Source organism: Sphingomonas sp. DC1600-2, from assembly GCF_049897605.1.
In the GTDB taxonomy this organism is placed as follows: Bacteria; Pseudomonadota; Alphaproteobacteria; order Sphingomonadales; family Sphingomonadaceae; genus Sphingomonas.
Genome location: NZ_JAFCWO010000006.1, coordinates 19,605 through 45,096, shown reverse-complemented (window position 1 = coordinate 45,096; position 25,492 = coordinate 19,605). Strand labels below are relative to the sequence as shown.

At 65.1% G+C, this 25,492-nt stretch carries 24 protein-coding genes and 1 tRNA gene; 13 read left to right on the top strand and 12 right to left on the bottom strand.

Annotation, left to right across the window (positions count from 1 at the left end; genetic code table 11):
- Position 1: 1 nt before the first annotated feature.
- The gene (gene hpnH / locus ACP7BL_RS12550) at positions 2 to 1,147 is read left to right on the top strand and encodes an adenosyl-hopene transferase HpnH (RefSeq protein WP_033965809.1); all 1,146 of its coding nucleotides are present in this window, start codon (positions 2 to 4) and stop codon (positions 1,145 to 1,147) included.
- Here hpnH and ACP7BL_RS12545 read toward each other — a convergent pair.
- The 7 genes from ACP7BL_RS12545 to hpnA are packed head-to-tail and all read right to left on the bottom strand — an operon-like array spanning position 1,070 to position 9,071.
- On the bottom strand, positions 1,070 to 1,837 hold the full coding sequence (locus ACP7BL_RS12545; protein ID WP_426258479.1) for a phosphorylase: 768 nt from the start codon (positions 1,835 to 1,837) through the stop codon (positions 1,070 to 1,072). The two genes, hpnH and ACP7BL_RS12545, sit on opposite strands and share 78 nt — an antisense overlap.
- Entirely contained in the window at positions 1,834 to 3,891 is a 2,058-nt protein-coding gene (locus tag ACP7BL_RS12540) for a squalene--hopene cyclase (RefSeq protein ID WP_426258478.1), read from the bottom strand. The genes ACP7BL_RS12545 and ACP7BL_RS12540 overlap by 4 nt, the downstream gene beginning before the upstream one ends.
- 9 nt (positions 3,892 to 3,900) lie before the next feature.
- The gene (gene hpnE, locus ACP7BL_RS12535) at positions 3,901 to 5,121 is read right to left on the bottom strand and encodes a hydroxysqualene dehydroxylase HpnE (protein ID WP_249340826.1); all 1,221 of its coding nucleotides are present in this window, start codon (positions 5,119 to 5,121) and stop codon (positions 3,901 to 3,903) included.
- Positions 5,122 to 5,165: 44 nt separating this feature from the next.
- The gene (gene hpnD / locus ACP7BL_RS12530; protein WP_426258477.1) at positions 5,166 to 6,005 is read right to left on the bottom strand and encodes a presqualene diphosphate synthase HpnD; all 840 of its coding nucleotides are present in this window, start codon (positions 6,003 to 6,005) and stop codon (positions 5,166 to 5,168) included.
- Positions 6,002 to 6,853, bottom strand: a complete 852-nt coding sequence (hpnC, locus tag ACP7BL_RS12525; RefSeq protein ID WP_126848744.1) for a squalene synthase HpnC — start codon at positions 6,851 to 6,853, stop codon at positions 6,002 to 6,004. Before hpnC ends, hpnD begins: the two co-directional genes overlap by 4 nt.
- Positions 6,850 to 8,076 carry a glycosyltransferase gene (locus ACP7BL_RS12520; protein ID WP_426258476.1) on the bottom strand — a complete coding sequence of 409 codons (1,227 nt, stop codon included), beginning with the start codon at positions 8,074 to 8,076 and terminating at the stop codon, positions 6,850 to 6,852. The genes hpnC and ACP7BL_RS12520 overlap by 4 nt, the downstream gene beginning before the upstream one ends.
- Positions 8,073 to 9,071 carry a hopanoid-associated sugar epimerase gene (gene hpnA / locus ACP7BL_RS12515; protein ID WP_426258475.1) on the bottom strand — a complete coding sequence of 333 codons (999 nt, stop codon included), beginning with the start codon at positions 9,069 to 9,071 and terminating at the stop codon, positions 8,073 to 8,075. Before hpnA ends, ACP7BL_RS12520 begins: the two co-directional genes overlap by 4 nt.
- 159 nt (positions 9,072 to 9,230) lie before the next feature.
- Between hpnA and hpnI the strand changes: the two genes are divergently transcribed.
- The 7 genes from hpnI to ACP7BL_RS12480 all read left to right on the top strand — a co-directional run bounded on the left by hpnI (position 9,231) and on the right by ACP7BL_RS12480 (position 15,559).
- A complete protein-coding gene (hpnI, locus tag ACP7BL_RS12510; RefSeq protein WP_426258474.1) occupies positions 9,231 to 10,397 on the top strand; it encodes a bacteriohopanetetrol glucosamine biosynthesis glycosyltransferase HpnI in 1,167 nt (388 codons plus the stop codon).
- Positions 10,394 to 11,839, top strand: a complete 1,446-nt coding sequence (hpnJ, locus tag ACP7BL_RS12505; protein WP_426258473.1) for a hopanoid biosynthesis associated radical SAM protein HpnJ — start codon at positions 10,394 to 10,396, stop codon at positions 11,837 to 11,839. Before hpnI ends, hpnJ begins: the two co-directional genes overlap by 4 nt.
- Positions 11,840 to 11,848: 9 nt before the next feature.
- Positions 11,849 to 12,046 (top strand): hypothetical protein, encoded by a 198-nt coding sequence (locus ACP7BL_RS12500; RefSeq protein ID WP_033966010.1) that lies wholly within the window; start codon positions 11,849 to 11,851, stop codon positions 12,044 to 12,046.
- On the top strand, positions 12,043 to 12,867 hold the full coding sequence (gene hpnK / locus ACP7BL_RS12495; protein ID WP_137902656.1) for a hopanoid biosynthesis-associated protein HpnK: 825 nt from the start codon (positions 12,043 to 12,045) through the stop codon (positions 12,865 to 12,867). Before ACP7BL_RS12500 ends, hpnK begins: the two co-directional genes overlap by 4 nt.
- Positions 12,868 to 12,882: 15 nt before the next feature.
- Positions 12,883 to 13,782: a ferritin-like domain-containing protein gene (locus ACP7BL_RS12490; RefSeq protein WP_033966009.1), complete on the top strand. Its 900-nt coding sequence runs from the start codon at positions 12,883 to 12,885 to the stop codon at positions 13,780 to 13,782.
- Positions 13,783 to 13,996: 214 nt separating this feature from the next.
- Entirely contained in the window at positions 13,997 to 14,971 is a 975-nt protein-coding gene (locus ACP7BL_RS12485; RefSeq protein ID WP_426258472.1) for a lysylphosphatidylglycerol synthase domain-containing protein, read from the top strand.
- Between the two features lie 78 nt (positions 14,972 to 15,049).
- Positions 15,050 to 15,559: a hypothetical protein gene (locus tag ACP7BL_RS12480; RefSeq protein WP_137902657.1), complete on the top strand. Its 510-nt coding sequence runs from the start codon at positions 15,050 to 15,052 to the stop codon at positions 15,557 to 15,559.
- Here the strand turns inward: ACP7BL_RS12480 and ACP7BL_RS12475 are convergent.
- Positions 15,543 to 15,926: a winged helix-turn-helix domain-containing protein gene (locus ACP7BL_RS12475; protein WP_126848753.1), complete on the bottom strand. Its 384-nt coding sequence runs from the start codon at positions 15,924 to 15,926 to the stop codon at positions 15,543 to 15,545. The two genes, ACP7BL_RS12480 and ACP7BL_RS12475, sit on opposite strands and share 17 nt — an antisense overlap.
- Positions 15,927 to 15,996: 70 nt before the next feature.
- Between ACP7BL_RS12475 and ACP7BL_RS12470 the strand changes: the two genes are divergently transcribed.
- The gene (locus ACP7BL_RS12470) at positions 15,997 to 18,054 is read left to right on the top strand and encodes an NAD(+) synthase (protein ID WP_426258542.1); all 2,058 of its coding nucleotides are present in this window, start codon (positions 15,997 to 15,999) and stop codon (positions 18,052 to 18,054) included.
- Positions 18,055 to 18,278: 224 nt separating this feature from the next.
- On the opposite strand, the gene ACP7BL_RS12465 is transcribed toward ACP7BL_RS12470, so the two are convergent.
- Complete coding sequence (locus ACP7BL_RS12465) at positions 18,279 to 18,611, bottom strand: DUF6481 family protein (RefSeq protein ID WP_010407771.1); 333 nt, start codon at positions 18,609 to 18,611, stop codon at positions 18,279 to 18,281.
- Between the two features lie 35 nt (positions 18,612 to 18,646).
- Positions 18,647 to 18,736: transfer RNA gene (locus ACP7BL_RS12460), tRNA-Ser, on the bottom strand.
- A 159-nt stretch (positions 18,737 to 18,895) separates the two neighbouring features.
- Between ACP7BL_RS12460 and hspQ the strand changes: the two genes are divergently transcribed.
- Positions 18,896 to 19,276 carry a heat shock protein HspQ gene (hspQ, locus tag ACP7BL_RS12455; protein ID WP_033966003.1) on the top strand — a complete coding sequence of 127 codons (381 nt, stop codon included), beginning with the start codon at positions 18,896 to 18,898 and terminating at the stop codon, positions 19,274 to 19,276.
- 75 nt (positions 19,277 to 19,351) lie between these two features.
- Here the strand turns inward: hspQ and ACP7BL_RS12450 are convergent, their stop codons facing one another.
- Positions 19,352 to 21,913, bottom strand: coding sequence for a TonB-dependent receptor plug domain-containing protein (locus ACP7BL_RS12450; protein WP_426258471.1), 2,562 nt, complete (start codon positions 21,911 to 21,913; stop codon positions 19,352 to 19,354).
- 520 nt (positions 21,914 to 22,433) lie between these two features.
- Between ACP7BL_RS12450 and rplU the strand changes: the two genes are divergently transcribed.
- The 3 genes from rplU to ACP7BL_RS12435 all read left to right on the top strand — a co-directional run bounded on the left by rplU (position 22,434) and on the right by ACP7BL_RS12435 (position 23,752).
- Complete coding sequence (gene rplU, locus ACP7BL_RS12445) at positions 22,434 to 22,760, top strand: 50S ribosomal protein L21 (RefSeq protein ID WP_033966002.1); 327 nt, start codon at positions 22,434 to 22,436, stop codon at positions 22,758 to 22,760.
- 13 nt (positions 22,761 to 22,773) lie between these two features.
- Positions 22,774 to 23,043: a 50S ribosomal protein L27 gene (gene rpmA / locus ACP7BL_RS12440; protein ID WP_010407762.1), complete on the top strand. Its 270-nt coding sequence runs from the start codon at positions 22,774 to 22,776 to the stop codon at positions 23,041 to 23,043.
- Between the two features lie 166 nt (positions 23,044 to 23,209).
- Positions 23,210 to 23,752 (top strand): GNAT family N-acetyltransferase, encoded by a 543-nt coding sequence (locus tag ACP7BL_RS12435; RefSeq protein ID WP_137902659.1) that lies wholly within the window; start codon positions 23,210 to 23,212, stop codon positions 23,750 to 23,752.
- Positions 23,753 to 23,938: 186 nt separating this feature from the next.
- Here the strand turns inward: ACP7BL_RS12435 and ACP7BL_RS12430 are convergent, their stop codons facing one another.
- Positions 23,939 to 25,438, bottom strand: a complete 1,500-nt coding sequence (locus ACP7BL_RS12430; RefSeq protein ID WP_426258470.1) for a replicative DNA helicase — start codon at positions 25,436 to 25,438, stop codon at positions 23,939 to 23,941.
- Positions 25,439 to 25,492: the final 54 nt, after the last annotated feature.

The following is a 25,492-nucleotide window of genomic DNA, read 5'->3' as shown; positions in this document are numbered from 1 at the left end:
CATGAGCCTTCCCTTAGCCCCGCTTGCGCGCATCGGCGCCTACACCCTGAAAAACCACATCAAGGGCGGCAAATATCCGCTCGTGCTGATGCTGGAACCGCTGCTGCGCTGCAATCTGGCGTGCCCGGGCTGCGGCAAGATCGATTATCCCGATGCGATCCTCAACCAGCGCCTGTCCTATGACCAGTGCATGGACGCGATCGACGAATGCGGCGCGCCCGCCGTCTCGATCGCGGGCGGCGAGCCGTTGCTCCACCGCGACATGCCCAAGATCGTCCAGGGCTATATCGCCAAGAAGAAGTTCGTCATCCTGTGCACCAACGCGCTGCTGATGAAGAAGAAGATCGACGACTATAAGCCGTCGCCATACTTCACCTGGTCGATCCATCTCGATGGCGACAAGGGCATGCACGACCATGCGGTCGACCAGGCCGGCACCTATGAAGTCGCGATCGAAGCGATCGAAATGGCCAAGGCCAAGGGCTTCCGCGTGCAGGTCAACTGCACTGTGTTCGATGGGGCAGACCCGACCCGCCTGGCTGCGTTCTTCGACGAGATGCAGAAGCGTGGCGTCGAGATCACCATCTCGCCCGGCTATTCGTACGAGCGCGCCGCCGACCAGGAGCATTTCCTGACGCGCGAGCGCACCAAGAACTTCTTCCGTGATGTGTTCCGGAAAGGCGATGGCGGCAAGGCGTGGACCTTCACCAACTCGCCTTTGTTCCTCGATTTCCTCGCGGGCAACCAGACCTATGAATGCACGCCGTGGTCGATGCCGCTGCGCACCGTCTTCGGCTGGCAGAAGCCGTGCTATCTGGTCGGCGAAGGCTATGTCGACACCTTTGCCGAGCTGATGGAAGGCACCGACTGGGATCAATATGGCGTCGGCAAATATGAAAAGTGCTCGAACTGCATGGTGCATTGCGGGTTCGAGGGCACGGCGGCGAGCGACTCGATCCGCCATCCGCTGAAGATGTTCGCGATCGGCCGCAACGGCGTGCGCACCGAAGGTCCGATGGCCCCCGATATCGACCTGTCCAACGCCCGCAAGGCGAGCGACGTCCACTCGCTACACGTCGAGCGTGAACTCGCGAAGATCAAGGCCGCCGATCCCGAGGGCTTCAAGCGCACCCAGCGCGCGGCGTAGCGCACTGAACGCTGCCCCCGCCTCCCGCCCGGTGCGGATCAGCGCGGGGAGTTGCGCCGGGTTGCGCGCGAGCGAGGCAAGGATCGCGCCGAGCGCGACGCCGCCATCGGGCTTCATGCCGACCAGAGCGGCGGGGGGCAGCGCGTGATCGGCGCTGTCCGAGATCGTGCGCAGGATCGCGAACGGGAGGTTGTGGCGCGCGGCGACGCGGGCGGCGATGTGCGATTCCATGTCGACCGCGATCGCGCCAGTGTGCGCATGGAGCGCGGCTTTTTCGGTTGCGGAGGCGATGATCCGGTCCGCGCCGACCACGGTGCCGAGGTGAGCATTGGGGAGCGCTGCTGCCAGCCACTCGACCAATCCACCACCCCGGCGAAGGCCGGGGCCCAGTCGCGAAGGTGGCTGTGGCGACGGACAGCGCTCGATACGCTCTGACGCCGCAACTGGGCCCCGGCCTTCGCCGGGGTGGTGGGAGATATGGAGATCGCCGAGCACCACATCCCCTGCCCGCAAGGCTGGATCGAGCGCGCCCGCGACACCGCACGACAGCACCGCGGAAACGCCGCCCACCGCGGCTTCCAGTTCCCGCTCCAGCCGCGCCGCATCGCCGCCGCCCGCCACCACGACCAAGCCCGGCCGCGCGATGATCGCCGCTTCGCGCGTCAGCCCGCAGGCGACGAGGATCGTCACATCCCGAACGCCGGGCGCGGATCGTTCGAACGCTTCAAATTGCGATAGCGCGCCACCGCCCAGAGCGGGAAATAGGCCGGATAGCCGTGATAGCGCAGGTAGAAGACGCGCGGGAAACCGCCGCCGGTATATTTCTCCTGCCCCCACAGCCCGTCGGCGGCCTGGGTCGCGATCAGATGGCGGATGCCGCGTTCGACTGCGGGATGATCGACCTTGCCCGCCGCCATCAGCGCGAGCAGCGCCCAGCCGGTCTGCGAGGCGGTCGAGGGCGCGGGGGTATAGCCCTTGTAATCGAGCGCATAGCTCTCGCAATCCTCGCCCCAGCCACCATCGAGATTCTGGATGTGGATCAGCCAGTCGGCACCCTTGCGCACCATCGGATGCTTCGCATCGAGCCCGGCGGCGTTCAACGCGCACAGCACCGACCAGGTGCCGTAAATGTAATTCACCCCCCAGCGCCCGAACCAGCTGCCATCGGGCATCTGTTCCTTCTCCAGGAAGGCCAGCGCCGCCTTCATCCGGGGCGTGTCGGTCTCGCCCAATTGCGCCAGCATAGACACCACGCGCGCGGTGACGTCGCTGGTCGGCGGATCGAGCAACGCGCCATGATCGGCAAAGGGGATGTTGTTGAGGTAATGATAGCTGTTGTCGGCATCGAACGCGCCCCAGCCGCCATCCTTGCTTTGCAGCCCGACGGTCCATTCGACCCCGCGCGCGATGGCTTCTTCATACCCGTCTCCCCTCCCCTTCAGGGGAGGGGCTGGGGGTGGGACCGTGCCCACATCCCCTTGCGTCGAATGCGCGGAGCGGCCCCACCCCAACCCCTCCCCTGAAGGGGAGGGGCTAGCGACTAGGTCCTTGGCGCGGTCCATCGCCATCACCACCACGGCGGTATCGTCGAGATCGGGATAATGCGCGTTATTGTATTGGAACGCCCAGCCGCCGGGGCGGACATCGGGCTTTTCCTCGGCCCAGTCGCCCTTCACGTCGAGCACTTGCAGCGGCTTCAGCCACGCCAGCCCCGCCGCCGCGCGCGCCTCGGCCTCCTCGCCGCCAACCTCCAGCATCGCGTGCGAGGCGAGTGCCGTATCCCACACCGGCGAGACGCAGGGCTGGCAATAGGCCTCGTCGTCCTTGACCACGAGCAACTTCTCGACCGATTCGCGCGCCAGCGCCCGCGCAGGATGATCCTCCGGATAGCCCAGGCAATCGAACATCATCACGCTGTTGGCCATCGCCGGATAGATCGCGCCCAGCCCGTCCACGCCATTCAACCGCTCGGTCACGAAGGTGACGCAGGCGTCGATCGCGCGCTGGCGCGTGCCCTTGGGCCAGAGCGGCTCGACGCCCTTCAGCACGACGTCGAGGCCATTGAAGAAGGTCGTCCACGCCTGCTTGGTCCCCGCCGCCTTGCTGACCAGCTTGGCGCGCTTGGTCGTGTAAAGTTCGTCGACCAGCACGCCCGAGGGATTGCGCGCCACCGGCTTTTTGGCTGCCAGCACCAGCAGCGGCACGATCACCGTGCGCGCCCAATAGGACATTTTGGAGAGATGCACCGGGAACCAGCGCGGCAGCAGGATCAGCTCGACCGGCAGCGTCGGCACCGCGCTCCACGGCCCCGCGCCGAACAGCGCCAACTGGATGCGCGTGAAGACGTTGGCAGCCGCCGCCCCGCCCGCTTTGTGGATCGCCGTGCGCGCTTGCACCATGTGTGGCGCATCGATCGAATCGCCGATCATCTTGAGCGCGAAATAGGCCTTTACGCTGGCGCTCACATCGAAGGCACCGCCATGGAACAGGCCCCAGCCATGATGCGTCGGCGACTGTATGCGGCGCAGGTACACGCCGATCTTGCGCTCGATCTCCGCATCGCGCGGTTCGCCCAGATAGTGGCGGAGCAGCACATATTCGGCCGGAATGGTGGCATCGGCCTCCAGCTCGAACACCCAATGCCCGTCCGCATTCTGCAACCCGCCCAGCGCCGCCGCCGCCTTGCTCGCGGTAGCGTCGGCTTCGTCCAGGAGGGCGCTGCGGTCTATCGTATCGATGCTCATGCCCGCGCCTTAGCCGAGTCGGGCACCCCGCGCCAAGCGGGCAGCAGTCTCGCCCGATCGCAGTGCCCCTTCGATCGTCGCGGGCAGCCCGGTTTGCGTCCAGTCTCCCGCCAGAAACAGGTTGCGCCAGCGCGTGGCGGCGGGCGGACGCTTGGCGTCCTGTTCGGGCGTCGCGGCGAAAGTGGCGCGCTTTTCCTTGACGATCTGCCATGGTGGCAGCGTCGGCGGAAGACCGTGAATCGCGGCGATATCCGCCCAGAAGGTCGCGGCGAGGTCTGCGCGGTCGGTATCGACCAGATGGTCCGCCGCACTGACCGTTACCGAGATGCGATCCTCAAACGAGAAGATCCATTCCGCCGTGCCGCCAATGACGCCGATCATCGGCGCGACGCCCGCCGGCGGGGTGTAGGCAAAGTGCGCGTTGACGATCGCGCGGAAATCATCGGGCACGGTGAGGTCGGGCACCAGCGCCGCAGCAACCCACGGCGGCACCGCCAGGATAATGCTCTCGTCCGCTGCGACCGCCTCTTCGCCGCTCCCGAAATCGAGTGCGACGACGCGATCCTCGGCAAAGCGCAAGGCCCGCAGCCGCCGCCCGAGCGTCAGGGTGGTGCCCTGCCGCTCCAGCCACGACACCGCCGGATCGACGAACGCCGCCGCCAGCGTCGGCTCGGCGATGCGCGGCCGCATCGCGCGCCCGCCTTTGCCGAGCGTCTCGCGGATCACGGCGGCGGCGAGGCGCGCCGATCCGCTGGCGACCGCGGTGTTGAGCACGGCGAGCAGCACGGGCTCGATCAATTTGTCCCACACCGCACCACGCGGATCGATCCGGTCGCCCACCGTCTGCCCCGGCGCGCCAGTCAACAGCCCCGCCAGCCGCAGATAATCGCCCGCGCGCGTACCGGGCACCCGGCGGCCATCGCGGAAGATCCACCAGGGCAGTGGCCCATCATTGAAGCGCACCGCCCAGCGCGCACCGCTGCGCCGGTCGACGAAGGGGAAATCGGCGTGGAGCGGCCCGCTCAGCCGATCACTCGCGCCGATCGTCGCGAGATAGTCGGCCACCGCGCGATTGCCCGACAGCACCAGATGGTTGCCATTGTCGATCGTTCGCCCAAGCTGCGGATCGTGATAGCTGCGGCAACGCCCGCCGGCTTGCGCCGCGCCATCGACCAGCTCCGCGCGGTGCCCGGCGCGCGCGAGATCGACGGCGGCAGCAAGCCCCGCCATCCCGGCCCCGACGATCCGGACCCGACCGATAGAACCCTCGCGCTTCAACGGAACAGGCTGAGCCGCAACACGGTGAACAGCAATGCGGCCTTGTTGACCTTGATCCGCTCGCGCGGTGGTGCCCAGCCCATCGCCTCCATCCGCACCAGGATGGGCGCGTATACCGCCGCCATCAAGCGGGGTGCCAACAAATGCCCACGCGGCCGCTTAGCCAAAATCGCCTCGGCGGCCTTAAAATGCTCATGCGCGCGCGCTGCCAGCACGCGCGCTGCGGCATCCACGCGCACATCGCCGACGACGGAAAAAGGGTCGCCCAACGGGATACCCGCCGCCTGCAACGGCTCCAGCGGCAGATAGACGCGTCCGATCGCGGCATCTTCATCGACGTCGCGCAGGATGTTGGTGAATTGCAGCGCCAGACCCAGATGGTGCGCCAGCGCGATGCCGGTCTCCTCCTCCATGCCAAAGATCTTGACCGACAACCGCCCGACTGCCGATGCGACGCGGTCGCAATACAGGTCGAGCGTGGCCATGCTCGGCCAGCGGATATCCTCGGCGACATCCATCGCCATGCCGTCGATCACCGCCAGGAAATCGGCCTTGTCGAGCGCGAAGCGGCGCACCGCCTCCGCCACCAGCGCCGCTTGCCCCGCATCGCCACCGGCATAGAGCGATTCGATATCGGCGCGCCACGCCTCCAGCGCCGCCGCACGCACCGGGCGATCGCCAATCTCGTCATCGGCAATGTCGTCGACCGCGCGGCAAAAGGCATAGACGGCGTACATCGCCTCGCGCTGCGCCTTCGGCAGCACGCGCATCCCGGCATAGAACGAACTGCGCGAGACTTGCGCCTGAAGTTGGGCGGGTGTCGCCTTGGGATTCATGAGCGTCCCTTAACCACTTGCCGTGCCGCCGCCAACGTTGCGAGCCCAAGCGCCTCGGGCGCGCGGTGATGGACCCGCTCGGACAGCGGATCGCGGACTTTCAAACGCGCGGTCAGGCTGGCGGCGAGGCGGTGGATGATCGCCACCTCTATTCCCAACCGACGATCGCGAATCGCGGCGGCAAAGCCTGCCGACTGCGCGAGCAATACCCCAGATCGCGCGGCCAGATCGCGGATCACCGCGCGCAATGCCGGGGTCGCGGTCGTCGCACCCAAATCCTCCACCGTTGCGCCATGGGCTGCCATCACGTCCGCAGGAAGATACACCCGTCCGATCGCGCGGTAATCCTTGCCGCAATCCTGCGTGTGGTTGATGACTTGCAGCGCGGCGCACAACGCATCCGACGCCGCCCAGGTCGCGTGGTCCTCGCCATGCACGTCCAGCACATAGCGGCCGACCGGCATCGCCGAGTAGCGGCAGTAGTCGAGCAACGCCGCCCAATTGGCATAGCGATCGACCGTGCAATCGCGCTCGAACGCCACCAGCAGGTCGAGCGCGTGCTGCGGGCTCAGCCCATGCGATTCCATCGTTGCGCGCAATGCGACCGAATGCGCATCGCTATCCTCGGTGCCGAGAATCGTCGCGCGCATCGCGGCGAGGAGTGTCAGCTTCTCGTCGGCGGAGGCGGCGGCATTGTCGGCCACATCATCGGCGGCGCGCGCGAAATGATAGAAGGCCATCACCGGGGCGCGATGCTCGGGCTTCAGCAGCACCGAGGCGACCGGAAAATTCTCATCCTTATGCCCCTTGCCCGAGGCAAGCGCGGTGGCGGTGGTTGCGGTGCTCATGCCGACAGATCCGCCTGGACGCGGCCCTTCCACAGGCCCCCGCGCCCGCGCTTATGCTGCCACGCCGACAGCACGGTGCAGCCCGCATAAAAGGTTGCGATCAACGGCAAGGCAGGTCCCCAAAGTGGCGAGCGACGGTAGAATTGCAGCATCGGCTGGAACAGCAGCGCCATGATAGCCCAGGCCGCCAGCGCTGCATAATGCGCCGCGCCGCGCGCGAAAATCGCCAGCACGGGCGGCGCGAGATAGGTCAGTGCGAGGCCGAGCGTGGTGCCCGCCAGCAGCAACGGCGAATAGCGGAGCTGGGCGTAGGCAGAGCGCGAAATCATCGCAGCGACCGAGGCCCAGGTGTCGTAGCGCCGGATGCTGACCGCGCGATCGGTCAGGCCGAGCCACACCGCCCCCTGCTGCTTCATCAAGGCCCCGAACGCGCAATCGTCGATCAAGGCGGATCGCACCGCCGCAATCCCGCCTGCCGCCGCCAGCGCGCGGCGCTGCACCAGCATCACCCCGCCCGCAGCGGCACCGAGGCCACGCCCGCGCCGGTTCACCGTGGCGAAGGGGTAGAGCATCTGGAAAAACCACACGAACGCCGGGATCAGCGCACGCTCGGCCAGGCTCTCGCAGCGCAATCGCGCCATCAACGAGACCAGCACGCGGTCATCCGCCACCGCGCGCGTGACCAGGCTGCGCACGCTGTCCGGCGCGTGGGCGATGTCGGCGTCGGTCAGCAGCAGATAGTCGGGCGCGTCGCCCGCAGCGGCGATGCCTTGCGAGACGGCCCACAATTTCCCCGTCCAGCCCGCTGCGAGCGGCGCGCCGGTGACGACCTGCAACCGCTCCGACCCGACCGTGCGGGCGATCTCTGCGGTACCGTCGCTGCTCGAATCGTCGACGAGGATGATGCGGAAGTCGCCGGGATAATCCTGCGCGGCGAGACTGGCGATCGACTCGGCGATCACCTCGGCTTCGTCACGCGCGGGCACGACGGCGACGACGGAGGGCCATTCTGTTCCTCCCCTCCCTGGAAGGGAGGGGTTGGGGGTGGGTTGGCCCCTTGAGAGCGCGACGCCTGCCTTAGACGAACCCACCCCCGCCCCCTCCCTTCCAGGGAGGGGAGGAACACGATCATCCCGCTCCCGCGTCAGCCAGAAGCCGTCGCGACCGAGCGCCAGCCCGATCCAGATCAGCAGGGATAACGTGGCAATCCCGAGCGCGATCACGCGAGCATCCCCGCTTGCCGGAACCACGCGACCGCATCCTCCAGCGCCGCACGATAGGGCCGCGCGCGATAACCGAGTTCAGCCTCCGCCTTCGCACTCGAATAATACATGTCGTGTGCGGCCATGCGCAGCGCATCCAGCGTCAGGAACGGCTCCTTGCCCGTCACCCGCGCGATCTGTTCATTCACCCAGGCCAGCGGGAAAAGCGGCGCTCTCGGGATTTGCACCGTCGGGGCCTTGCGCCCGACGATCGCCGCGACGTCCGCCAGCATCTGGCGCAGCGAGACGTCCTGCCCGCCCAGCACATAACGCTCGCCGATCCGCCCGCGCGTCATCGCCGCGATATGGCCCTCGGCCACGTCATCGACATGGACGAGGTTGAGCCCGCTCTCGACGAACGCGGGCATTCGGCCCGAGGCGGCCTCGACGATAATTCGCCCGGTCGGCGTCGGCCGCGCATCGCGCGGGCCGATCGGGGTCGAGGGATTGACGATCACCGCAGGCAACCCTTGCTGCGCGACCATCGCCTCGACCAGTCGCTCGGCCACCACCTTGCTGCGCTTATAGGCACCGACCGCCTGTTCGGGCGTCGCCGGGCGCGTTTCGTCGGAAGGTTTGCCGTGGTCGGGCCGCAGCGTCGCCACGCTGCTGGTATAGACGATTCGCTCGACCCCGGCGGCCAGCGCCGCTTCCATCACCGTGCGCGTGCTGGCGAGATTGTTGCGGACAATCTCCTCGGGGTCGGGGGCCCAGATCCGGTAGTCGGCAGCGACGTGATAGAGGTGCGCCACACCCGCCATCGCCCGCGCCATCGCAGCGGCATCGCGCGCGTCGCCCTCGACCAGTTCGCCCGGAAAATCGGTGAGATTGGTGCGCGCGCTGCTCGCCCGCGCCAACCCGCGCACGTGCGCGCCGTCTGCCGCCAGCCGCCGCGCGACGGCCGAGCCGACAAATCCGGAGACGCCGGTAACAAGTATGATGGGTCGATCGGTCAAGCAGCCTCCAGTGGCGGTGGCTTTAGTGCGAAGGCGCGCAAGAGCAAATACCACGGGCCACCGCACACGCAGAAAGGGCCGATCCGGCGCAAACATGACAGCTTTTTCATATCGGTGTGCCTATACCGGTCACCCGCGCGGCGTTACGAGGGAGGCATCGTGACCCACATTCTGCAGAATATCGGTACGGCGCTAGGCTGGCTGGCGATCGTGCTGGCGATGTTCGGCATCGTCTATTCGCTGGCCGCAGCGTTCGTATTCCGGCGCTTTTTCGCCGCCGCCAGATCGGCCCCTGCCCGCACCGAAGCCGTCACCCTGCTCAAGCCGCTCTACGGGGCCGAACCCCGCCTGCTGGACAATCTCGCCACCTTCCTGACCCAGGACCATGCCGGACCGCTGCAATTGGTGTGCGGTGTGCAGCGCGCAGACGATCCGGCGATCGCTGTGGTCGAGGCGCTGAAAGCCGCCTATCCGCACGCCGATATCGATCTGGTCATTGACCCGACGATGCACGGTGCCAGCGGCAAGCTGTCCAACCTCATCAACATGGACCGCGCCGCGCGCCATCCCATCGTGATTCTGAGCGACAGCGACATCGCGGTCGCGCCCGACTATATCGCGCAACTGCTCGCCACGCTCGACGATCCTGCGGTGGGCGCGGTGACCTGCATTTATTCGGGGCGCGGCGATGCCGGTTTCTGGTCGCGCATGGTCGCCGCCGGCGTGACGTATCAATTCATGCTGGGGGTCGCCTTCGGGGTGTCGAATCGGCTGGCCGCGCCGTGCATGGGATCGACCATCGCGCTCACGCGCGAGACGCTCGACCGGATCGGCGGCTTCGAACGCTTCGCCGACGTGCTGGCCGACGATTATGCCATCGGCGAGGGCGTGCGGGCGCTGGGCCTGCGTGTGGCGGTGCCGCCGATTCTGGTCACGCACGCCTGCGACGAAACCAGCCTGACGCAACTGTGGCGACATGAACTGCGCTGGGGAGCAACGGTGCGCGACGTCGCTTTCGGTCCCTATGTCGGCATCGTCATCGGCCTGCCCTTCCCCACCGCGCTCTTGGCTGCGCTTTATGCGCCACAGTTCGGGCTTTCGCTCGCACTTGCAGCAGTAATTGCGCGGTTGGTGGTTGTGCGCAACGTCGATGCGGCAGTAGGGGGGCGGATCGCACCGCTGTGGATGGCGCTGCTGCACGATGTCCTTGCCTTTGCGGTGTATATCGCGAGCTTCTTCGTGCGGTCGGTTGATTGGCGCGGTGCAACACTTAAAATGAAGACGGACGGCCGCATTGTTTCGGCCTCCACGGAGCAACGAGCATGATGCGGACCCTTTTCCTCCAGGCACCCTCTTTCGATGGGTATGACGGCGGTGCCGGGGCGCGCTACCAGATGAAGCGCGAGGTCAAATCCTTCTGGTATCCGACGTGGATCGCCCAGCCGGCGGCGATGATCGAGGGATCGAAGCTGATCGACGCGCCCGCGCATGATCAGTCGTGGGACGATATCGCGCACGAGTTCGACGACCGCGATCTGGTCATTCTCCACACCTCGACGCCGAGCTTCAACCAGGACATCCGCACCGCGCGGCTGATCAAGGAGCGCAACCCGAAGATCATCGTCGCCTTTGTCGGTGCCAAGGTGATGATCGAGGACAAGGCCAGCCTGGAGGCGTGCGAGGCGATCGACCTCGTCTGCCGCGAGGAATATGATTTCACCTGCGTCGAACTGGCCGAGGGCCGCCCCTTTGCCGAAATCGACGGCATCACGTGGCGCGCGCCCGACGGCACGATCGTGCGCAACAAGGACCGCGCGCAGATCGAGGACATGGACGTCCTCCCGATGGTCTCGCCCATCTACAAGCGCGATCTCGACACGTCGAAATATTTTGGCGGCTATCAGCGCCACCCCTACGTCAGCTTCTACACCGGGCGCGGCTGCAAGAGCCGGTGCACCTTCTGCCTGTGGCCGCAAACGATCAGCGGGCATCGCTATCGCCACCGCAGCGTCCCCAAGGTCATCGAGGAAGTGAAATATATCCTCGCGGAAATGCCCGAGGTGAACGAGATCTTCTTCGACGACGATACGCTCGCCGATGCGCACGATTTCGTCGTCGAGCTGTCGGGCGAGCTGCGCAAGCTCGGCTTCGGCACGCCGGGTTTCCGCGTCACCTGGGGCTGCAACGCCAAGGCGAACGTGCCGCAGCCGGTGCTGAAGGCGATGAAGGAAGGCGGCTGCCGCGTGCTGCTGGTTGGCTATGAAAGCGGCAACCAGCAGATTTTGCACAACATCAAGAAGGGCCTGCGCACCGATGTCGCGCGGCAGTTCACCAAGGATGCGCACGCGCTCGGCCTGACCATCCACGGCACCTTCATCCTCGGCCTGCCCGGCGAGACGCTGGAGACGATCGAGGAAACGATCAACTACGCCAAGGAAATCAACCCGCACACGATCCAGGTGTCGCTGGCGGCACCGTATCCGGGCACCTTCCTGTACAAGCAGGCGACCGAAAATGGCTGGTTCGACAGCTCGCATGACCTGCTGACCGATGGCGGCAACCAGATCGCGCAGCTCAGCTATCCGCATCTGTCCTCGGCGGTGATCTTCGACAAGGTCGAGGAGTTCTACAAGCGCTTCTATTTCCGCCCGTCGAAGATCTGGGAAATCGTCCGCGAGATGCTGACCGACTGGGACATGATGAAGCGCCGCCTGCGCGAAGGCGTCGAGTTCTTCGACTTCCTGCGTCGCCGCAAGGAAGCTGCATAAGGCACGGCCATGACCACGCTTGCCGGAATGACCGTGAATGAGCGGATCGCCGCGACCGGTCGCGAAGAAGCCTGGGATGCGGCCGTGCGGGCCGGCGACCGCGACGCGATGATCGCGCTGCTGCGCCGAGTCGCCGTCGCCAGCCCCGGCAATGTTGCGGACGCGGTGTTGGCCGACCCCGAATTTTACGGGTTTCCCCGGCGGTGAAGACCGCGATCATCACCGCCGATGATTTCGGCGTGTCGGTCGAGGTCAATCGCGCGGTCGAACAAGCGCACCGCGAGGGCGTGCTGACCGTCACCAGCCTGATGGTGACCGGCGATGCCGCCGCCGATGCGGTGGAGCGCGCGCACGCGACGCCGACGCTTGGCGTCGGGCTGCACGTCGCGCTGGCCGAAACCCCGCCCGCGCTTCCACCGTCGCAAATCCCGGATCTGGTCGACGAGCGCGGGCAGTTCCGCATCGAATCGCTCCCGGTCGCGTTGGCGCTGCTGGCCAGGGCATCGGTGCGCCGCCAGTTGGAGGCCGAGATCGAGGCGCAGTTCGCGCTGTTCGAGGACACCGGACTGCCGCTCGACCATGTCAATTCGCACAAGCACATGCATCTGCACCCGGTGATCGGGGCGACGCTGCTGAAGGTCGGGCTGCGCCACGGGATGAAGGCGCTGCGCGCGCCGATCGAGGAGCGCGCATCGCTGGCAGCGTTCGAGCCAGTGACTGGGCTCGACATCGCCAAGCCATTCGCGCGCCATATCCAGCGCTCGGGCCGTGCTGCCGGGATGAAGGTGCCCGACCGCACCTTTGGCCTCGCCTGGTCGGGCGCGATGCACGCGGCGCGGTTGCGCGGCATATTGGAGAACCTGCCAGAGGGCGTGAACGAGATCTATCTGCATCCGGCCACCGGAACCTACCCCTTGGCCGCGCCAAGCTATCAATATGAAGCGGAATTGGCCGCGTTGCTGGATCCGCAAGCCCGTTCGATCGTTACGCGTAACGATATCAGATTGGCGCGCTTCGCCGATCTCTAGCGGGAGAAAGGCCCCATGAATTTCATCTCCAAATCGCTTGCCCCCGCATCCCCCGCGCCCGGTACGCCCGTCCCGCTTGGCAGCACCGCCCACAAAATCCTGTTCTGCCGCACGATGCTCGACACGCACGATCCCTATCGCCCTGCGTTGATCGACTGGCCGGTGCTGGACGACGAGACCCGCAACCGGATCGTGTCGCTGCCGATCTGGGACATCGCCGTCGCGACCGAAGGCCGCGCGGGCATGAACGTCAAAACCTATGGCGAGCAGATCAGCGATCCGCTGCTGCGCGACGCGATCGACATGAACGCTTTCGAGGAAAGCCGCCACAAGATCGTGCTGGCCGACATGGTCACCTTTTACGGCATCGAGCTCCAGCCCGAGGAAGAGTATAAACGCCCGCGCGACCCAGAATTCGCGTTCATGCGCACCGGTTTTTCCGAGTGCATCGACAGTTTCTTCGGCTTTGGCCTGTTCAAGATCGCCAAGGATTCGGGTTTCTTCCCGCCCGAACTGGTCGACACGTTCGAACCCGTGATGCGCGAGGAAGGACGGCACATCCTGTTCTTCGTCAATTGGGTGGCGTGGTGGCGGCGCAACATGCCGTGGTGGCGACGCCCCTATTTCGAGCTGAAGGTGTGGACGGTGTGGCTGTTCCTCATCTGGGAACGGATCGACATGGCCAAGGGCATGGGCGAGAACAACACCAAGGCGCAGGAAAACAACTTTACGCTCAACGGCTCCAAGGAACTGGGCGTGGAAATCGAATTTCCCGAACTCGCCGCGATTTGCCTGTCCGAAAACGACCGGCGGCTGTCCGTCTATGACCAGCGGCTAATCCGTCCGAAATTCGTTCCGGGCGCGATCCGTCTGGTATTGCGCCTGATGGGCAAGAAGGCGCTGGCCGCGCGCTGATCGTGCGCCTTCGCGATGGATCGGGGCTTGATCGATTCACGCGAAGGCGCGAAGGCGCGAAGATGGTCGGACCCGCAAGCGCGCAGCGCCCCAGATCCAACGTGAGCGAAGGCGATCGCCTTGCGATGAGCGCGCGCTCTTTGCGCCTTCGCGCCATCGCATGCCCAAATCCGCTGCGGTTCCTTAGCCGAACGCCGATCGCAGTGGCGAAATCATGAACCGCTCCGCCCGGATCGGGCTGCTCGTTGCAACCGTCGTCGGGCTTATCGTCGCTGCAGGCGCAGTCGGCACGGTCGGGCTTGTGCAAGTCGCCGAGGCGATGGCGTCGATCGGCTGGATCGGCATGGCAAGCTTCGTGCTATGGTCGGGCGGCGTGCTCGCCTTGCTCGGCATGGCATGGGTCGCCGTCGCGCCAAGTGAATCCGCTGACCGCTTGTGGCTGTTCGTGTGGGCGCGCACCACGCGCGAAGCCGCGACCGATATTTTGCCCTTTTCGCAACTCGGTGGCCTGGTCGTGGGCGCACGGACGCTGGCCGCATTCGGCGTGCCGCAGCCGGTGATCTACGCCTCGATGATCGCCGATTTGACGACCGAGATGGCCGCGCAGTTGATCTTCACGCTGTTCGGGGTGGGGGTGTTGCTGCTGGTGCTGACGCATGCTGCCGTCCAGCAGGGCTTCGTTCCGCTGGCCCTGGGGGGCGTCGGCGCGATGGTCGCGCTGATGCTGCTGTTCGTGTTCGCACAGCGACCGATGCTGAAGCTCGCCGGGACGCTCGGCGCGCGTTTGCTGCCGGGCTCGGTCGCGGCGATGGCGGCGGTGCGCGAGCAGCTCGACGCGATTTACCGCGAGCCGCGCCGCGTCATCGCGGCGTTCCTGTTCAACCTCGCCGCCTGGCTGGCGAGTGCCGCCGGTGCCTGGATCGCCTTGTGGTTCATGGGCAGCCACGTGCCGTTATGGGCAGTGCTGATGATCGAGGCGCTGATCTTCACGCTGCGCAGCGTCGCCTTCGCCATTCCCGGCGCGATCGGGGTGCAGGAGGCGGCCTATGTGCTGATCGGCCCGCTGGTCGGCCTGCCACCCGCGACCGCGCTGGCGCTGTCGCTGCTCAAGCGCGCCCGCGACGTCGTCATTGCCGTGCCCGCCTTGCTGGTCTGGCAAATCGGAGAATATCGCCGCGTCGTCAGTTGAGCTTTGCGCGGCGTCAATTGCCCAAGCCAGTGCGCCGCCGTATAGCGTAGGATATAGTCCAGTGAAGGTGATCCGATCATGCAACCGATGACCCTGCTGCTGGCCCTCCCCCTGTTGATCGCCGCAGCGCCCGATGCGCCGGTTCCCTGCCCGACCCCGGCCGCGCCGCTGCCCGCCAGCCTCGTCGCGTGGCAGACCGGCCTCAGCCTCGCCGCCGCCACCGACGCGCCCACGCTGGCGCATACCAAAGTAACGATCGGCAAGCGCGTGGAGGTGATGCTCGCCCCGACCGACACCGTTCGTTACCGGCTCGCGCCGGGCAAGCCACCCGCACCCGGCAGCATGGGCGGGTTGCTCGGTGTTACGGTGCGGCGCGCAGGAACCTACCGCGTCGCGCTCGGCACGGGCGCGTGGATCGACTTGGTGCGGGCGCGGACCTCGCTCACCTCGGTCGCGCACGAGCATGGGCCGGCGTGCAGCGGCATCCGCAAGATCGTCGACTTCAAGCTTCGTCCGGGTCGCTACGTGCTGCAAATCTCGGGCAGCAAGGAAGCCGCGACGCCGGTGCTGGTTACGGCGCTTCCCTGACCGGCGGCAGCGGCTCGGCGCGCAGCATCGCGTCTAACTCGGCCATCGGCGCAGTATCGGCGCTGGCTGCGAGATTCGCCTCGAGCGTGCGATAGGCGGTTAACACCGCGCGGCCCATTTTGGTGAGGGTGGCCCCGCGCGACTGTCCACCGCCCGCCACCGTCTCGACCAATTTCTCGGTCCAGCAGCGATTCATGCTGTCGACCAGCAGCCAGGAACGGCGATAGCTCATCCCCATCGCGCGGCCGCCCCCCGAGATCGATCCCTCGCGGTCGATCGCTTCGAGAAGGTCGGCCTTGCCCGGCCCCATCGCCAACTCATCGCCGCAATAGATCTGCGCCTTGATTTTGAGCTGGCCGATCCGCATCCCCGCCTCCGTTGCAGGGCCATGCCCTAGCATGGTGGCAATGCCGCGCAAACGTCGCTACGTCGCAGGCATGGCGAAGGTGCACCCGTTCCACTCGATCCACACCCACGGGCTGATCCGCGTCGGGGCGTGTACTCCGACCGCGAGCGTTGGCGACACGATCGCCAATGCCGAGGCGACGATCGCACTGGCCAAGGACGGCCACAAACAGGGCGCGGACTTGCTGGTCTTCCCAGAGCTCAGCCTCACTTCCTACGCAATCGACGATCTGCATTTGCAGACCGCGCAGCATCACGCGACCGAGGCGGCGCTGGCGGCGGTGGTGGCGGCGACCGCCAAGCTGCGCCCGGTGCTGGTGGTCGGCGCAGCGCTGCCGCGCAACGGGCGGCTGTACAATTGCGCGGTGGTGATCGCGCGCGGCCGCATTCTGGGCGTGGTGCCCAAGGTGTTCCTGCCCAATTACCGCGAATATTATGAGAAGCGCTGGTTCGCCTCGGGTGCCGGGATCACCGCGCCGTGCCACATCACGGTCGCGGGGCAGACCGCACCGTTCGGCACCGATCTGCTGTTCGCGGCGAGCGACCTCGAGCATTTCGTCTTCCATGCCGAGATTTGCGAGGATTTTTGGGCCCCCACCCCGCCTTCGACGATGGGCGCGCTGGCAGGGGCGTTGATCTGCTGCAACCTGTCCGCCTCCAACATCGTCGTCGGCAAGGCGCGTGAGCGCGCATTGCTGTGCGCCGCGCAATCGGCGCGCGCGGTGTGCGCTTATGTCTTTTCCGCCGCCGGGCCGGGGGAAAGCACCACCGATCTCGCGTGGGACGGCCAGGCGATCGTGCATGAGCTGGGCGAGCTGCTCGCCGAATCGAGCCGGTTCGGGCGTGCGCCGGGCCTGTTGCTCGCCGATGTCGATGCCGAGCGAATCGAGCAGGAGCGGATGCGCGTCGGCACCTTCAACGATGCCGCGCGGCTGGCCGACGACCCCGAAAAGCGCTTCCGCCGCGTGATCTTCGAACACAAGCCCGACTTTGGCGATATGGGGCTGCTGCGCGACACGCGCCGCTTCCCGTTCGTGCCCAACACGCCCGAGAAGCTCGACGCCGATTGCTATGAGGCGTTCAACATCCAGGTCGAGGGCGTGCTCAAGCGCTTCCAGGCAGCGCATGCCGAGCGACTCGTCATCGGCGTGTCGGGCGGGCTCGATTCGACGCATGCGCTGATCGTCGCGGCCAAGGCGATGGACCGGCTGGGCCTGCCGCGCGACCGTATCCTCGCCTTCACCATGCCGGGCTTTGCCACCAGCGACTACACCAAGGGCAACGCCTGGGCGCTGATGCGCGCGCTCGGCGTGGATGGCGACGAGATCGACATCCGCCCCGCCGCCCGCCAGATGCTCGCCGATATGGGCCATCCGTTTGCGGATGGGCAGCCCATTTATGACGTGACGTTCGAGAATGTGCAGGCGGGGCTGCGCACCGATTATCTGTTCCGCCTGGCCAATCAGCGCGGCGGGCTGGTGGTCGGCACCGGCGACCTGTCAGAGCTGGCGCTCGGCTGGTGTACGTACGGCGTCGGCGACCAGATGAGCCATTATGCGGTCAATGCCGGCGTTCCCAAGACGCTGATCCAGTTCCTGATTCGCTGGTGCATCCGCGATCGGCAATATGATCCAGAGACCGACCAGATCCTGGAAGCGATTCTCGCGACCGAAATCTCGCCCGAGCTGGTGCCCGCAGGTGCCGATGGCGCAATCCAGAGCACCGAGGCGCGAATCGGCCCGTATGCGCTGAACGATTTCTTCCTGCATTATGTCGTGCGCCACGGCATGGCACCGTCCAAGATCGCCTTCCTCGCGCTGCACGCCTGGCGCGATGCGAGCGCAGGGCGCTGGCCGCGCGACGTGCCGCTATCGGCGCGAGTCGCGTATGATTTGCCGACGATTGCGAGCTGGCTGGAGAAGTTTCTGGTGCGCTTCTTCGCGACGAGCCAGTTCAAGCGCTCGGCGATCCCCAATGGGCCGAAGGTTTCGAGCGGCGGCGCGCTGAGCCCCCGCGGCGACTGGCGTGCGCCCTCGGACGGCACGGCGCGGGTGTGGCTGGAGGAACTGGCGCGCGGGCTGCCGCAGTAGCGCTCGCTGGCAGAGAAATTTAGGGAGGCAGTCCGCCGGTGATCGGGATTGCCTATTGTAGAGCAACCCACCCCCAACCCCTCCCTTCCAGGGAGGGGAGGAATGGCGCAGCGGACGTTTTGGCTCCCCTCCCTGGAAGGGAGGGGCTGGGGGTGGGTCGGCCCGTAATCGGGTGGACCTGCCAATTGCACAGCGCCCCCAGAGAAAAACGCGCCGAAAGCGCCTTACTTGCGGCTCTTGCGCGCCGCGTAGCGGGCGTCTCGCGCCGCTTTCTTGTCGATTTCGGCCTGGATTGCGGCCTGTTTGGCCTCTTCGATCGCGCGTTCGGCGGCTTCGGCCTTGGCGATCTTTTCGAGCCGCGCCTGTTCGATCGCAGCCTTCTTCTCTTCGCGCTTCTTCGCCTCGGCGGCTTCCTTCGCTTCGCGCGCGGCGGCGCGCGCGGCGACGACAGCCGGATCGACGGGCGGCTTGGCCTTGAGCTTCTCAAGCGCGCGCTGTTTCGCGTCAGCCGAGAGCGCTGCGCGATCCTTGAACGAAGGTTCCTTATACGATGCCATGCGGGCCCTTTAGCGGGAGTCAGTCAGGAAGGAAATGGCGGAGAGGGTGGGATTCGAACCCACGGTGAGCTTGCACCCACGCCGCATTTCGAGTGCGGTACATTCGACCACTCTGCCACCTCTCCGCGAGGTCATAAGATGCCGTCTGATGGGAAATCCAAAAAGCGGCACCGGTCGGTGAGCGGGGGCCTCTAACGCAGTGATCGGGCGGAGGCAAGCGTTTGCGCACCAGCAAAAGCACAGCAATCGCTTGTGCCTTGCGCAAGAGCGCCTAAATTACAGTCATGCCCCGTACCACCATCTCGGCCCTGCCGTTCGACAGCGCGATCACTCTCCCTCCCATTGCGCACGCCCGCTTCGCCATCGGCGACGTTGTGCGCCACCGCATGTTCGATTTTCGTGGCGTGGTGTTCGATATCGATCCGATCTTCGCGAACAGCGACGAATGGTATGACGCGATTCCGGAGAAGTTGCGCCCGCGCAAGGACCAGCCTTTCTATCACCTGCTCGCCGAAAACATGGAGTCGAGCTACGTCGCTTATGTCAGCCAGCAGAATCTGGTGCCCGATGACAGCGACGAGCCCGTCGATCACCCCGCCATCTCCGGCCTGTTCGGCGATTATGAGGACGGCAAATACCCGCTGCGGCGCGAACATCGCCACTGATCGCGGCCACCGCGTGATGACATAGAAAGGGGGCCGCACAGGCCCCCTTTCCGTTTGTTCGAATGGAATGTTCGCTCAGAACTTGAACGAGACCTTCGCGTAATAATAACCGCCGTTGATGCCGTAGGGGGCGCTGAGCGGTGCATCGATGACGTTACCGCCTGTGACCAGGGTCGTATTGGTCGTGCCCGGCACCAGCGCCACCGTCGGCGGACGCTTGTTGAACAGGTTGTTCGCCCCCGCGGTCAGGTCGATGCCCCCCGGCAGCTTATAGGTCGCCTCCAGATCGGCGATGAACGCGGTCGGCACCTTCTGCAGATAATAGGTGCCGCCATCGGGGCTGGCATAGGTCGATGTCTCGCCATACAGCGTACCACGCGCCGTTGCCGAGACCGCACCAAGCGACCAGAACGCCGAGGCGATCGCCTTGAACTTGGGCGAGGCCGTTTCGAGGTTGGCGCGCGCGCTGGCATCGAACAGCGGGATACCGCCAAGCGACGCCGGAGCCACACCGAGCTTGGTGATCTTGGTCTCGTTATAATTGCCCGACAGGCTCCAGCTGACCGTGCCCCAGCTTCCGAAGTCCGAGGGCACGTTTGCCGTCAGTTCGATCCCGCGGGTGCGCGTGCTCGCCCCGTTGGTGAAGATGTTGATGCCGGTCTGCGTCACCGTCGGATCGAGCACGTTGCCATTGGCGACGATCGCTTGCGTGACGATCGCAAAGTTGGTCGCCCCGCCGCTGCCGAAGATCGATCCGGTGCCAAGAATACGGTCGCGAATCTTCACTTGATAGGCATCGAGCGTGACCGTCAGCTTGCCCGCACGAAATACGCCGCCCGCGCTGAAGTTGGTCGATTTCTCGGGCTTCAGATTCTGGAAGCCGATCAGCTTGGCCGCTGCCGAATTGGCCGGCAGCTGCACGAACGCAGAGGTCGGCGAGACGTTGGTGGCCGAATAATAGGATTCGGCCAGGGTCGGCGCGCGGAAGCCGGTCGAAACGGTGCCGCGCAGGGCAAAGGCGTGCGAGAAATCGTACCGCCCGGTTCCCTTGAAGATCACCTGGCTGCCGAAATCCGAATAATGCTCATAGCGCACCGCGCCATCGAGCTTCAGCGCCGCGACCGGGGATGCGGCGACATCCAGATACAGCGATTCGTTCTCGCGGCTATGCGTGCCCGCGTCGGACGGACGGAAGCCCGGATAGGACTGCCCGCCCTCCTTGTAGATCGAGCCCGGATCGCCCGAACCGATCGAATATTGGTTCTTGCGGTACTCGCCGCCGAACGCGACGTTCAGCGGCACCGCCATGCCCAGATCGAATTCGGTCGAGAAATCGGCATTGGCGGTGAATTCGGACGAGGTGAACGAGCCGTCATAGAAATCGCGCGGCGTGAAATGGGTGTCGATGAACAGCGAGCGGTTCGCCGAATCGAGTGTGTAGATGAGGTTCTTGTCCTTGCCGTACGTCGTGCTGAGGTCGAACTTCACCGCGCCGACCGCACCCTTCACGCCGCCGGTAAAGGCGTAATCGTCCTCGCGTATGCCTTCACGCGGGTTGAAGCCTTGCGGGAAGGGAACCAGCTCGCCTGCCGTGGTGAGGCTGCCACCGACCCCGAGCACGGGGGAGGCAATCACGCGATCGGGAACGCGCAGATTCTCGTACGCGCTGGCGATCCGCTTGCTGAACGAGCCGAAGCTGTAGGCGGTGACGTCCCCGAAATCATAAGCGGTGTTATATTGGACATTGGTCAGCCAGGACTTGGCATCGCCGTTGATGCGATTGACGTACGGGAAGCCCGGAATGTTTTTGTAGAGCGCTTGCTGTGCTGCGGAGAGTGCCGGGCTCGTTGCCGTGGTCAGCAATGTGCCGCTCGCATCGGTCACACGCCGATCAAGCCCGCCCACTTGCGTGAAATCGTGGAAACGGTGGAACAGTGTTACGTTGATGAAGCCATCCTCGCCGATCTTGGTCGCCAGATGCACGGTGCCGGCATAGGTCGTTCCACCCACGTCGTAATTCTTGCCTGCGGTGGCATAGCCCGATCCCCCCTCGGCATCGTCTTTCAGGATGATGTTGATCACGCCCGCAATCGCGTCCGATCCATATTGCGCGGCGGCCCCATCTTCGAGCACTTCAATGCGCGAAATCGAACTGGGCGAAATCAGGTCGAGATCGGCAGTCGCCGCCCCCTGATAAGGGCCGCCAAGCACGGCAAGGTTTGCAGTGCCGTGGCGGCGTTTGCCGTTGATCAGCACCAGCGTGTGGTTGGGGCTGAGCCCGCGCAACCGCGCCGACAGCGTCAAATTGGCGGTGTCGCCGCCAAAGGCCTGCGCCGTGAAGGACGGCACCAATTGCGTCAGCACCTGGTTGAGGTTGGGTTGGCCGACTCGCGACAATTCATCCGAGCTTAGCACCTTGATCGGCGTGGCGCTCTCGGCCGCAGTCGTGCCCGTGCGCCGAGTGCCGGTGACGATAATGTCGGATTGCTCGGGTGCGCTCGTATCGGGCGCGGGATCAGCCGGAGCCGGGGCCGCCGACATCGCAACGCTGCTATCGGGTTTGGTGTCAGCAAAAGCGGGCATTGCGGCCACGCTGGCGACGGCCAGCGCGAAGAGCGAAATCGAAGATTTGTACATGGCTGTGAGATCCCCCAAAAAAACAGGTGACCTTCAGTCCATCCGCCCCCAATATTTTATGTTCTTTCGAATACGCACCTCATTTGCGTCGCCACCGAGTGACGGACACAGTTCCCCCTGCCGCACAGCACGGCATTGAAATAACCCTGCAGATAATTTGACACGACCATCTTAGTCGAATGCAGCACGCCGCATTCGGTATCTATGTATGTGGAATCCTTGTGATGCTGAACGCTCTAACGCGACATTTTATTGCCGGAATCGAGTTCGCCTCATCTGTTCCGAATCGGATGACGCCATAGACCGTTTGGCAATGCAACATAAAGTTCACGCAGAGCGGATAGTTCATCCAATATTAGGACGGTTCCGGACCAACTATTGCGTTTGAGCAACAACTTTACGACGCATACGGCGCGCCTCGGCGGTTGACAGCGCGGCCTGTGTCGCATAGTCCGCGCTTCTTTCCCGCGCTCGGCTCGCCGTGCGTGGGGCACAGGTATTTTTGAAAGTGATGAGGCCCATGTTCGCAATCGTGCGCACGGGCGGCAAACAGTATCGTGTTGCCGCCGGAGACAAGATCGTCGTCGAGAAGCTCGAGGGCGAGGCCGGGGCGTCGATCACGCTCGGCGATATCCTGCTGGCGGGCGAAGGCTCGGAGCTGAAGTCGGTCGAAGGCCTCACGGTTTCGGCAGAGATCATCGCGCAGGCGAAGGCCGACAAGGTCATCGTCTTCAAGAAGCGTCGTCGCCACAACTATCGCCGCAAGAACGGCCATCGTCAGCAGCACACGATTCTGCGCATCACCGCGATCGGTGGCGAATCCGCCGCCCCGGCCGCTCAGGCGTAAGGAGTAATTCGAGATGGCACATAAGAAAGCAGGCGGTTCCTCGCGTAACGGTCGTGATTCGGCCGGTCGTCGCCTTGGCGTGAAGAAGTTCGGTGGCGAAGCCGTCATTCCGGGCAACATTCTCGTGCGTCAGCGCGGCACCAAGTTTTACCCGGGCACCAATGTCGGTATCGGCAAGGATCACACCCTGTTCGCACTCACCGAAGGTCGCGTGACCTTCCACAAAGGCAAGCTCGGTCGCCAATTCTGCTCGGTAGAAATGCTGGCGCTTGCCGCTGAATAACATCGGGTGACCGTCCGGGTTGCCCACCAGGGCGACCCGGGTAGTTCAGACTACCGAAAAAGGGAGACGGGTCGCCCCGGTCTCCCTTTTTTCATGCTCCCTCCCCACCCATTGTCGCTTGATCGTCATGAGAGACGGGCAAGCGACGGCGACGAGGAGAGTAAAAATGTTCGCTCGGACTCCGAGACTGACGCTACGGCCTGGCTGGCCGGAAGACGCCCCCGCGCTCACGCAGGCGATCGCGCATTACGATGTCGCCTGCATGCTCTCGCGGCTGCCTTGGCCCTATACGCAGGCCGATGCCGAAGCATGGCTTTCGCGCCAGCCCGACGCGGATGAGGTAAACTGCGTTATCCTTGCCCACGACGGTGCCTATCCCGAACTGGTCGGCGGAATCTCGGTAATCTTCCGCGACGGCGACCATGAGATTGGCTATTGGTTGACCCCAAACGCACGCGGTCGCGGCTATGCGACCGAGGCTGGTCACGCGATGCTCGGCATTGCGCGCTATGCAATGGGGCTCAAGCGTCTGCGCGCGAGCCACTTCCTCGACAATCCCGCATCGGGCAACGTGCTTGCCAAGCTGGGTTTCCGCCGGACCGGCGAGAAGCTGCTTCACAGCGTCGCACGCGGAGCCGAAGCACCATGCGCAACGCTGGAATTGGCGCTGGAGGCTGGGACCGCTGCGGATTTTAGGATGGCGGCCTGATCGCACGTAGCGTGCTGCGGTCGGGCTGCAGACTTGGATCAATCACACCACCCCGGCGAAGGCCGGGGCCCAGTCGTGATGGTGGATGTAACGCGCACAGCGCCCGCCACCGCAACGCCGGCAACCTGGGCCCCTGCCTTCGCCGGCGAAGTCGATACTATATCGGAAATCGACCTCGCGGTCCGTTCAATAATCCGGGGCGTAGCCGCCATAATCGGAGAATTTGGTGATGTTGGGCTCGAACTTCAGCGTCACTTTGCCGGTCGAGCCGTGGCGCTGCTTGGCGACGATTAGCTCCGCCAGGCCGTCGACGCGCGACAGATGCTCGGACCATTTCGCATGCTTGTCCTGCACGTCGGCGGGGCTGCCTGCGGTTGGGATCTCGGGCTGGGTCATGTTGAGGTAATAGTCCTCGCGATACACGAACATGACCATGTCGGCGTCCTGCTCGATCGAGCCCGATTCGCGCAGATCCGACAACATCGGCCGTTTGTCCTCGCGCTGCTCGACCGCGCGGCTGAGCTGCGACAGCGCCATCACCGGCACGTTCAGATCCTTGGCGATGTTCTTGAGGCCCCGGCTGATCTCGGAGATTTCCTGCACACGCCCGTCGCCCGAACTCTTGGCGGTGCCCGACAGCAACTGCAAATAATCGACCACGATGAAGCCAAGCTGGTTGTTGAGCTTGCGCTGCAACCGCCGCGCACGCGTGTGCAGCGCGCCGATCGAAAGCCCGGCGCTATCGTCGATGAACAAGGGCAGCGTCTCCAGGCTCGCCGCCGCCGCCGCCAGCTTGTGAAACTCCTCGCGCTTGATCTTACCCGAACGCAGCACTTCGGAATTGATGCCCGATTGCTCCGCCAGAATACGCCCGGCAAGCTGATCGGCGGACATTTCCAGGCTGAAAAACGCGACCTTGGCCCCGAGCGAGCGTTCGGGGTCGATCCCGTCGGCCATGTCGCGCATCCAGCGTTGCGCGGCATTATAGGCGATGTTGGTGGCAAGCGAGGTCTTGCCCATGCCCGGACGCCCGGCGAGAATCATCAAGTCGGAGCGGTGCATACCACCGATCTTGGCGTTGAGGCTTTCAAGCCCGGTGGTGATGCCCGAAATATGCCCGCCCGAATTGAGCGCCACTTCGGCCATCTTGATGGTGATGGTGGAGGCCTGGACGAAGGTCTTGATCTGATTGTCGCTGCCGCCATCCGCCGCAACCTTGTACAGTTCTTCCTCGGCTGCTTCGATCTGCGCGCGTGGGTTGACCTCTTCCGAGGTGTCCATCGCGCGCTCGACGAGGCCCCGCCCGACCGTCACCAGCGTACGCAGCATCGCCAGATCGTAGATCTGCTTGGCAAATTCGCGCGCGCCGAGCAGTCCGGCACCCGACCCGGTCAATTGTGCCAGATAGGCGGGGCCGCCCAGCTCGCGCATCCCGACATCCTGTTCGAACATCGGGCGCAGCGTGACGGGACTCGCCAGCATGTCATTGCCGCGCAGCGTGCGAATCGCGGAAAAGATGCGGCCATGCAGCGGCTCGAAGAAATGCTCGGGCTGGAGCCGGTCGATCAGATCGTCCGCCAGGCGGTTGTCGATCATCATCGCGCCGAGCATCGCGGCTTCGGCCTCGACATTTTGCGGCAGGGTTACGGTTTCGGGTTCGGTCGGGGATACGAATGCGGTGGCCATGCCCCCTTGTCCCACCCCAGCCGCCGCCACTCAAGGGGCAGGCGCGATTAAAGC

Coding starts and splice junctions, on each gene's coding strand:
- rpmA (WP_010407762.1), top strand. CDS start 22,774: ATGGCACATAAGAAAGCAGGCGGTTCCTCGCGTAACGGTCGTGATTCG.
- ACP7BL_RS12430 (WP_426258470.1), bottom strand. CDS start 25,438: ATGGCCACCGCATTCGTATCCCCGACCGAACCCGAAACCGTAACCCTG.
- ACP7BL_RS12480 (WP_137902657.1), top strand. CDS start 15,050: ATGCAACCGATGACCCTGCTGCTGGCCCTCCCCCTGTTGATCGCCGCA.
- hpnH (WP_033965809.1), top strand. CDS start 2: ATGAGCCTTCCCTTAGCCCCGCTTGCGCGCATCGGCGCCTACACCCTG.
- rplU (WP_033966002.1), top strand. CDS start 22,434: ATGTTCGCAATCGTGCGCACGGGCGGCAAACAGTATCGTGTTGCCGCC.
- ACP7BL_RS12470 (WP_426258542.1), top strand. CDS start 15,997: ATGGCGAAGGTGCACCCGTTCCACTCGATCCACACCCACGGGCTGATC.
- ACP7BL_RS12450 (WP_426258471.1), bottom strand. CDS start 21,913: ATGTACAAATCTTCGATTTCGCTCTTCGCGCTGGCCGTCGCCAGCGTG.
- ACP7BL_RS12485 (WP_426258472.1), top strand. CDS start 13,997: ATGAACCGCTCCGCCCGGATCGGGCTGCTCGTTGCAACCGTCGTCGGG.
- hspQ (WP_033966003.1), top strand. CDS start 18,896: ATGCCCCGTACCACCATCTCGGCCCTGCCGTTCGACAGCGCGATCACT.
- ACP7BL_RS12475 (WP_126848753.1), bottom strand. CDS start 15,926: ATGCGGATCGGCCAGCTCAAAATCAAGGCGCAGATCTATTGCGGCGAT.
- ACP7BL_RS12435 (WP_137902659.1), top strand. CDS start 23,210: ATGTTCGCTCGGACTCCGAGACTGACGCTACGGCCTGGCTGGCCGGAA.
- ACP7BL_RS12465 (WP_010407771.1), bottom strand. CDS start 18,611: ATGGCATCGTATAAGGAACCTTCGTTCAAGGATCGCGCAGCGCTCTCG.
- hpnJ (WP_426258473.1), top strand. CDS start 10,394: ATGATGCGGACCCTTTTCCTCCAGGCACCCTCTTTCGATGGGTATGAC.
- hpnD (WP_426258477.1), bottom strand. CDS start 6,005: ATGAATCCCAAGGCGACACCCGCCCAACTTCAGGCGCAAGTCTCGCGC.
- hpnC (WP_126848744.1), bottom strand. CDS start 6,853: ATGAGCACCGCAACCACCGCCACCGCGCTTGCCTCGGGCAAGGGGCAT.
- ACP7BL_RS12540 (WP_426258478.1), bottom strand. CDS start 3,891: ATGAGCATCGATACGATAGACCGCAGCGCCCTCCTGGACGAAGCCGAC.
- ACP7BL_RS12500 (WP_033966010.1), top strand. CDS start 11,849: ATGACCACGCTTGCCGGAATGACCGTGAATGAGCGGATCGCCGCGACC.
- hpnE (WP_249340826.1), bottom strand. CDS start 5,121: ATGGCGGGGCTTGCTGCCGCCGTCGATCTCGCGCGCGCCGGGCACCGC.
- ACP7BL_RS12490 (WP_033966009.1), top strand. CDS start 12,883: ATGAATTTCATCTCCAAATCGCTTGCCCCCGCATCCCCCGCGCCCGGT.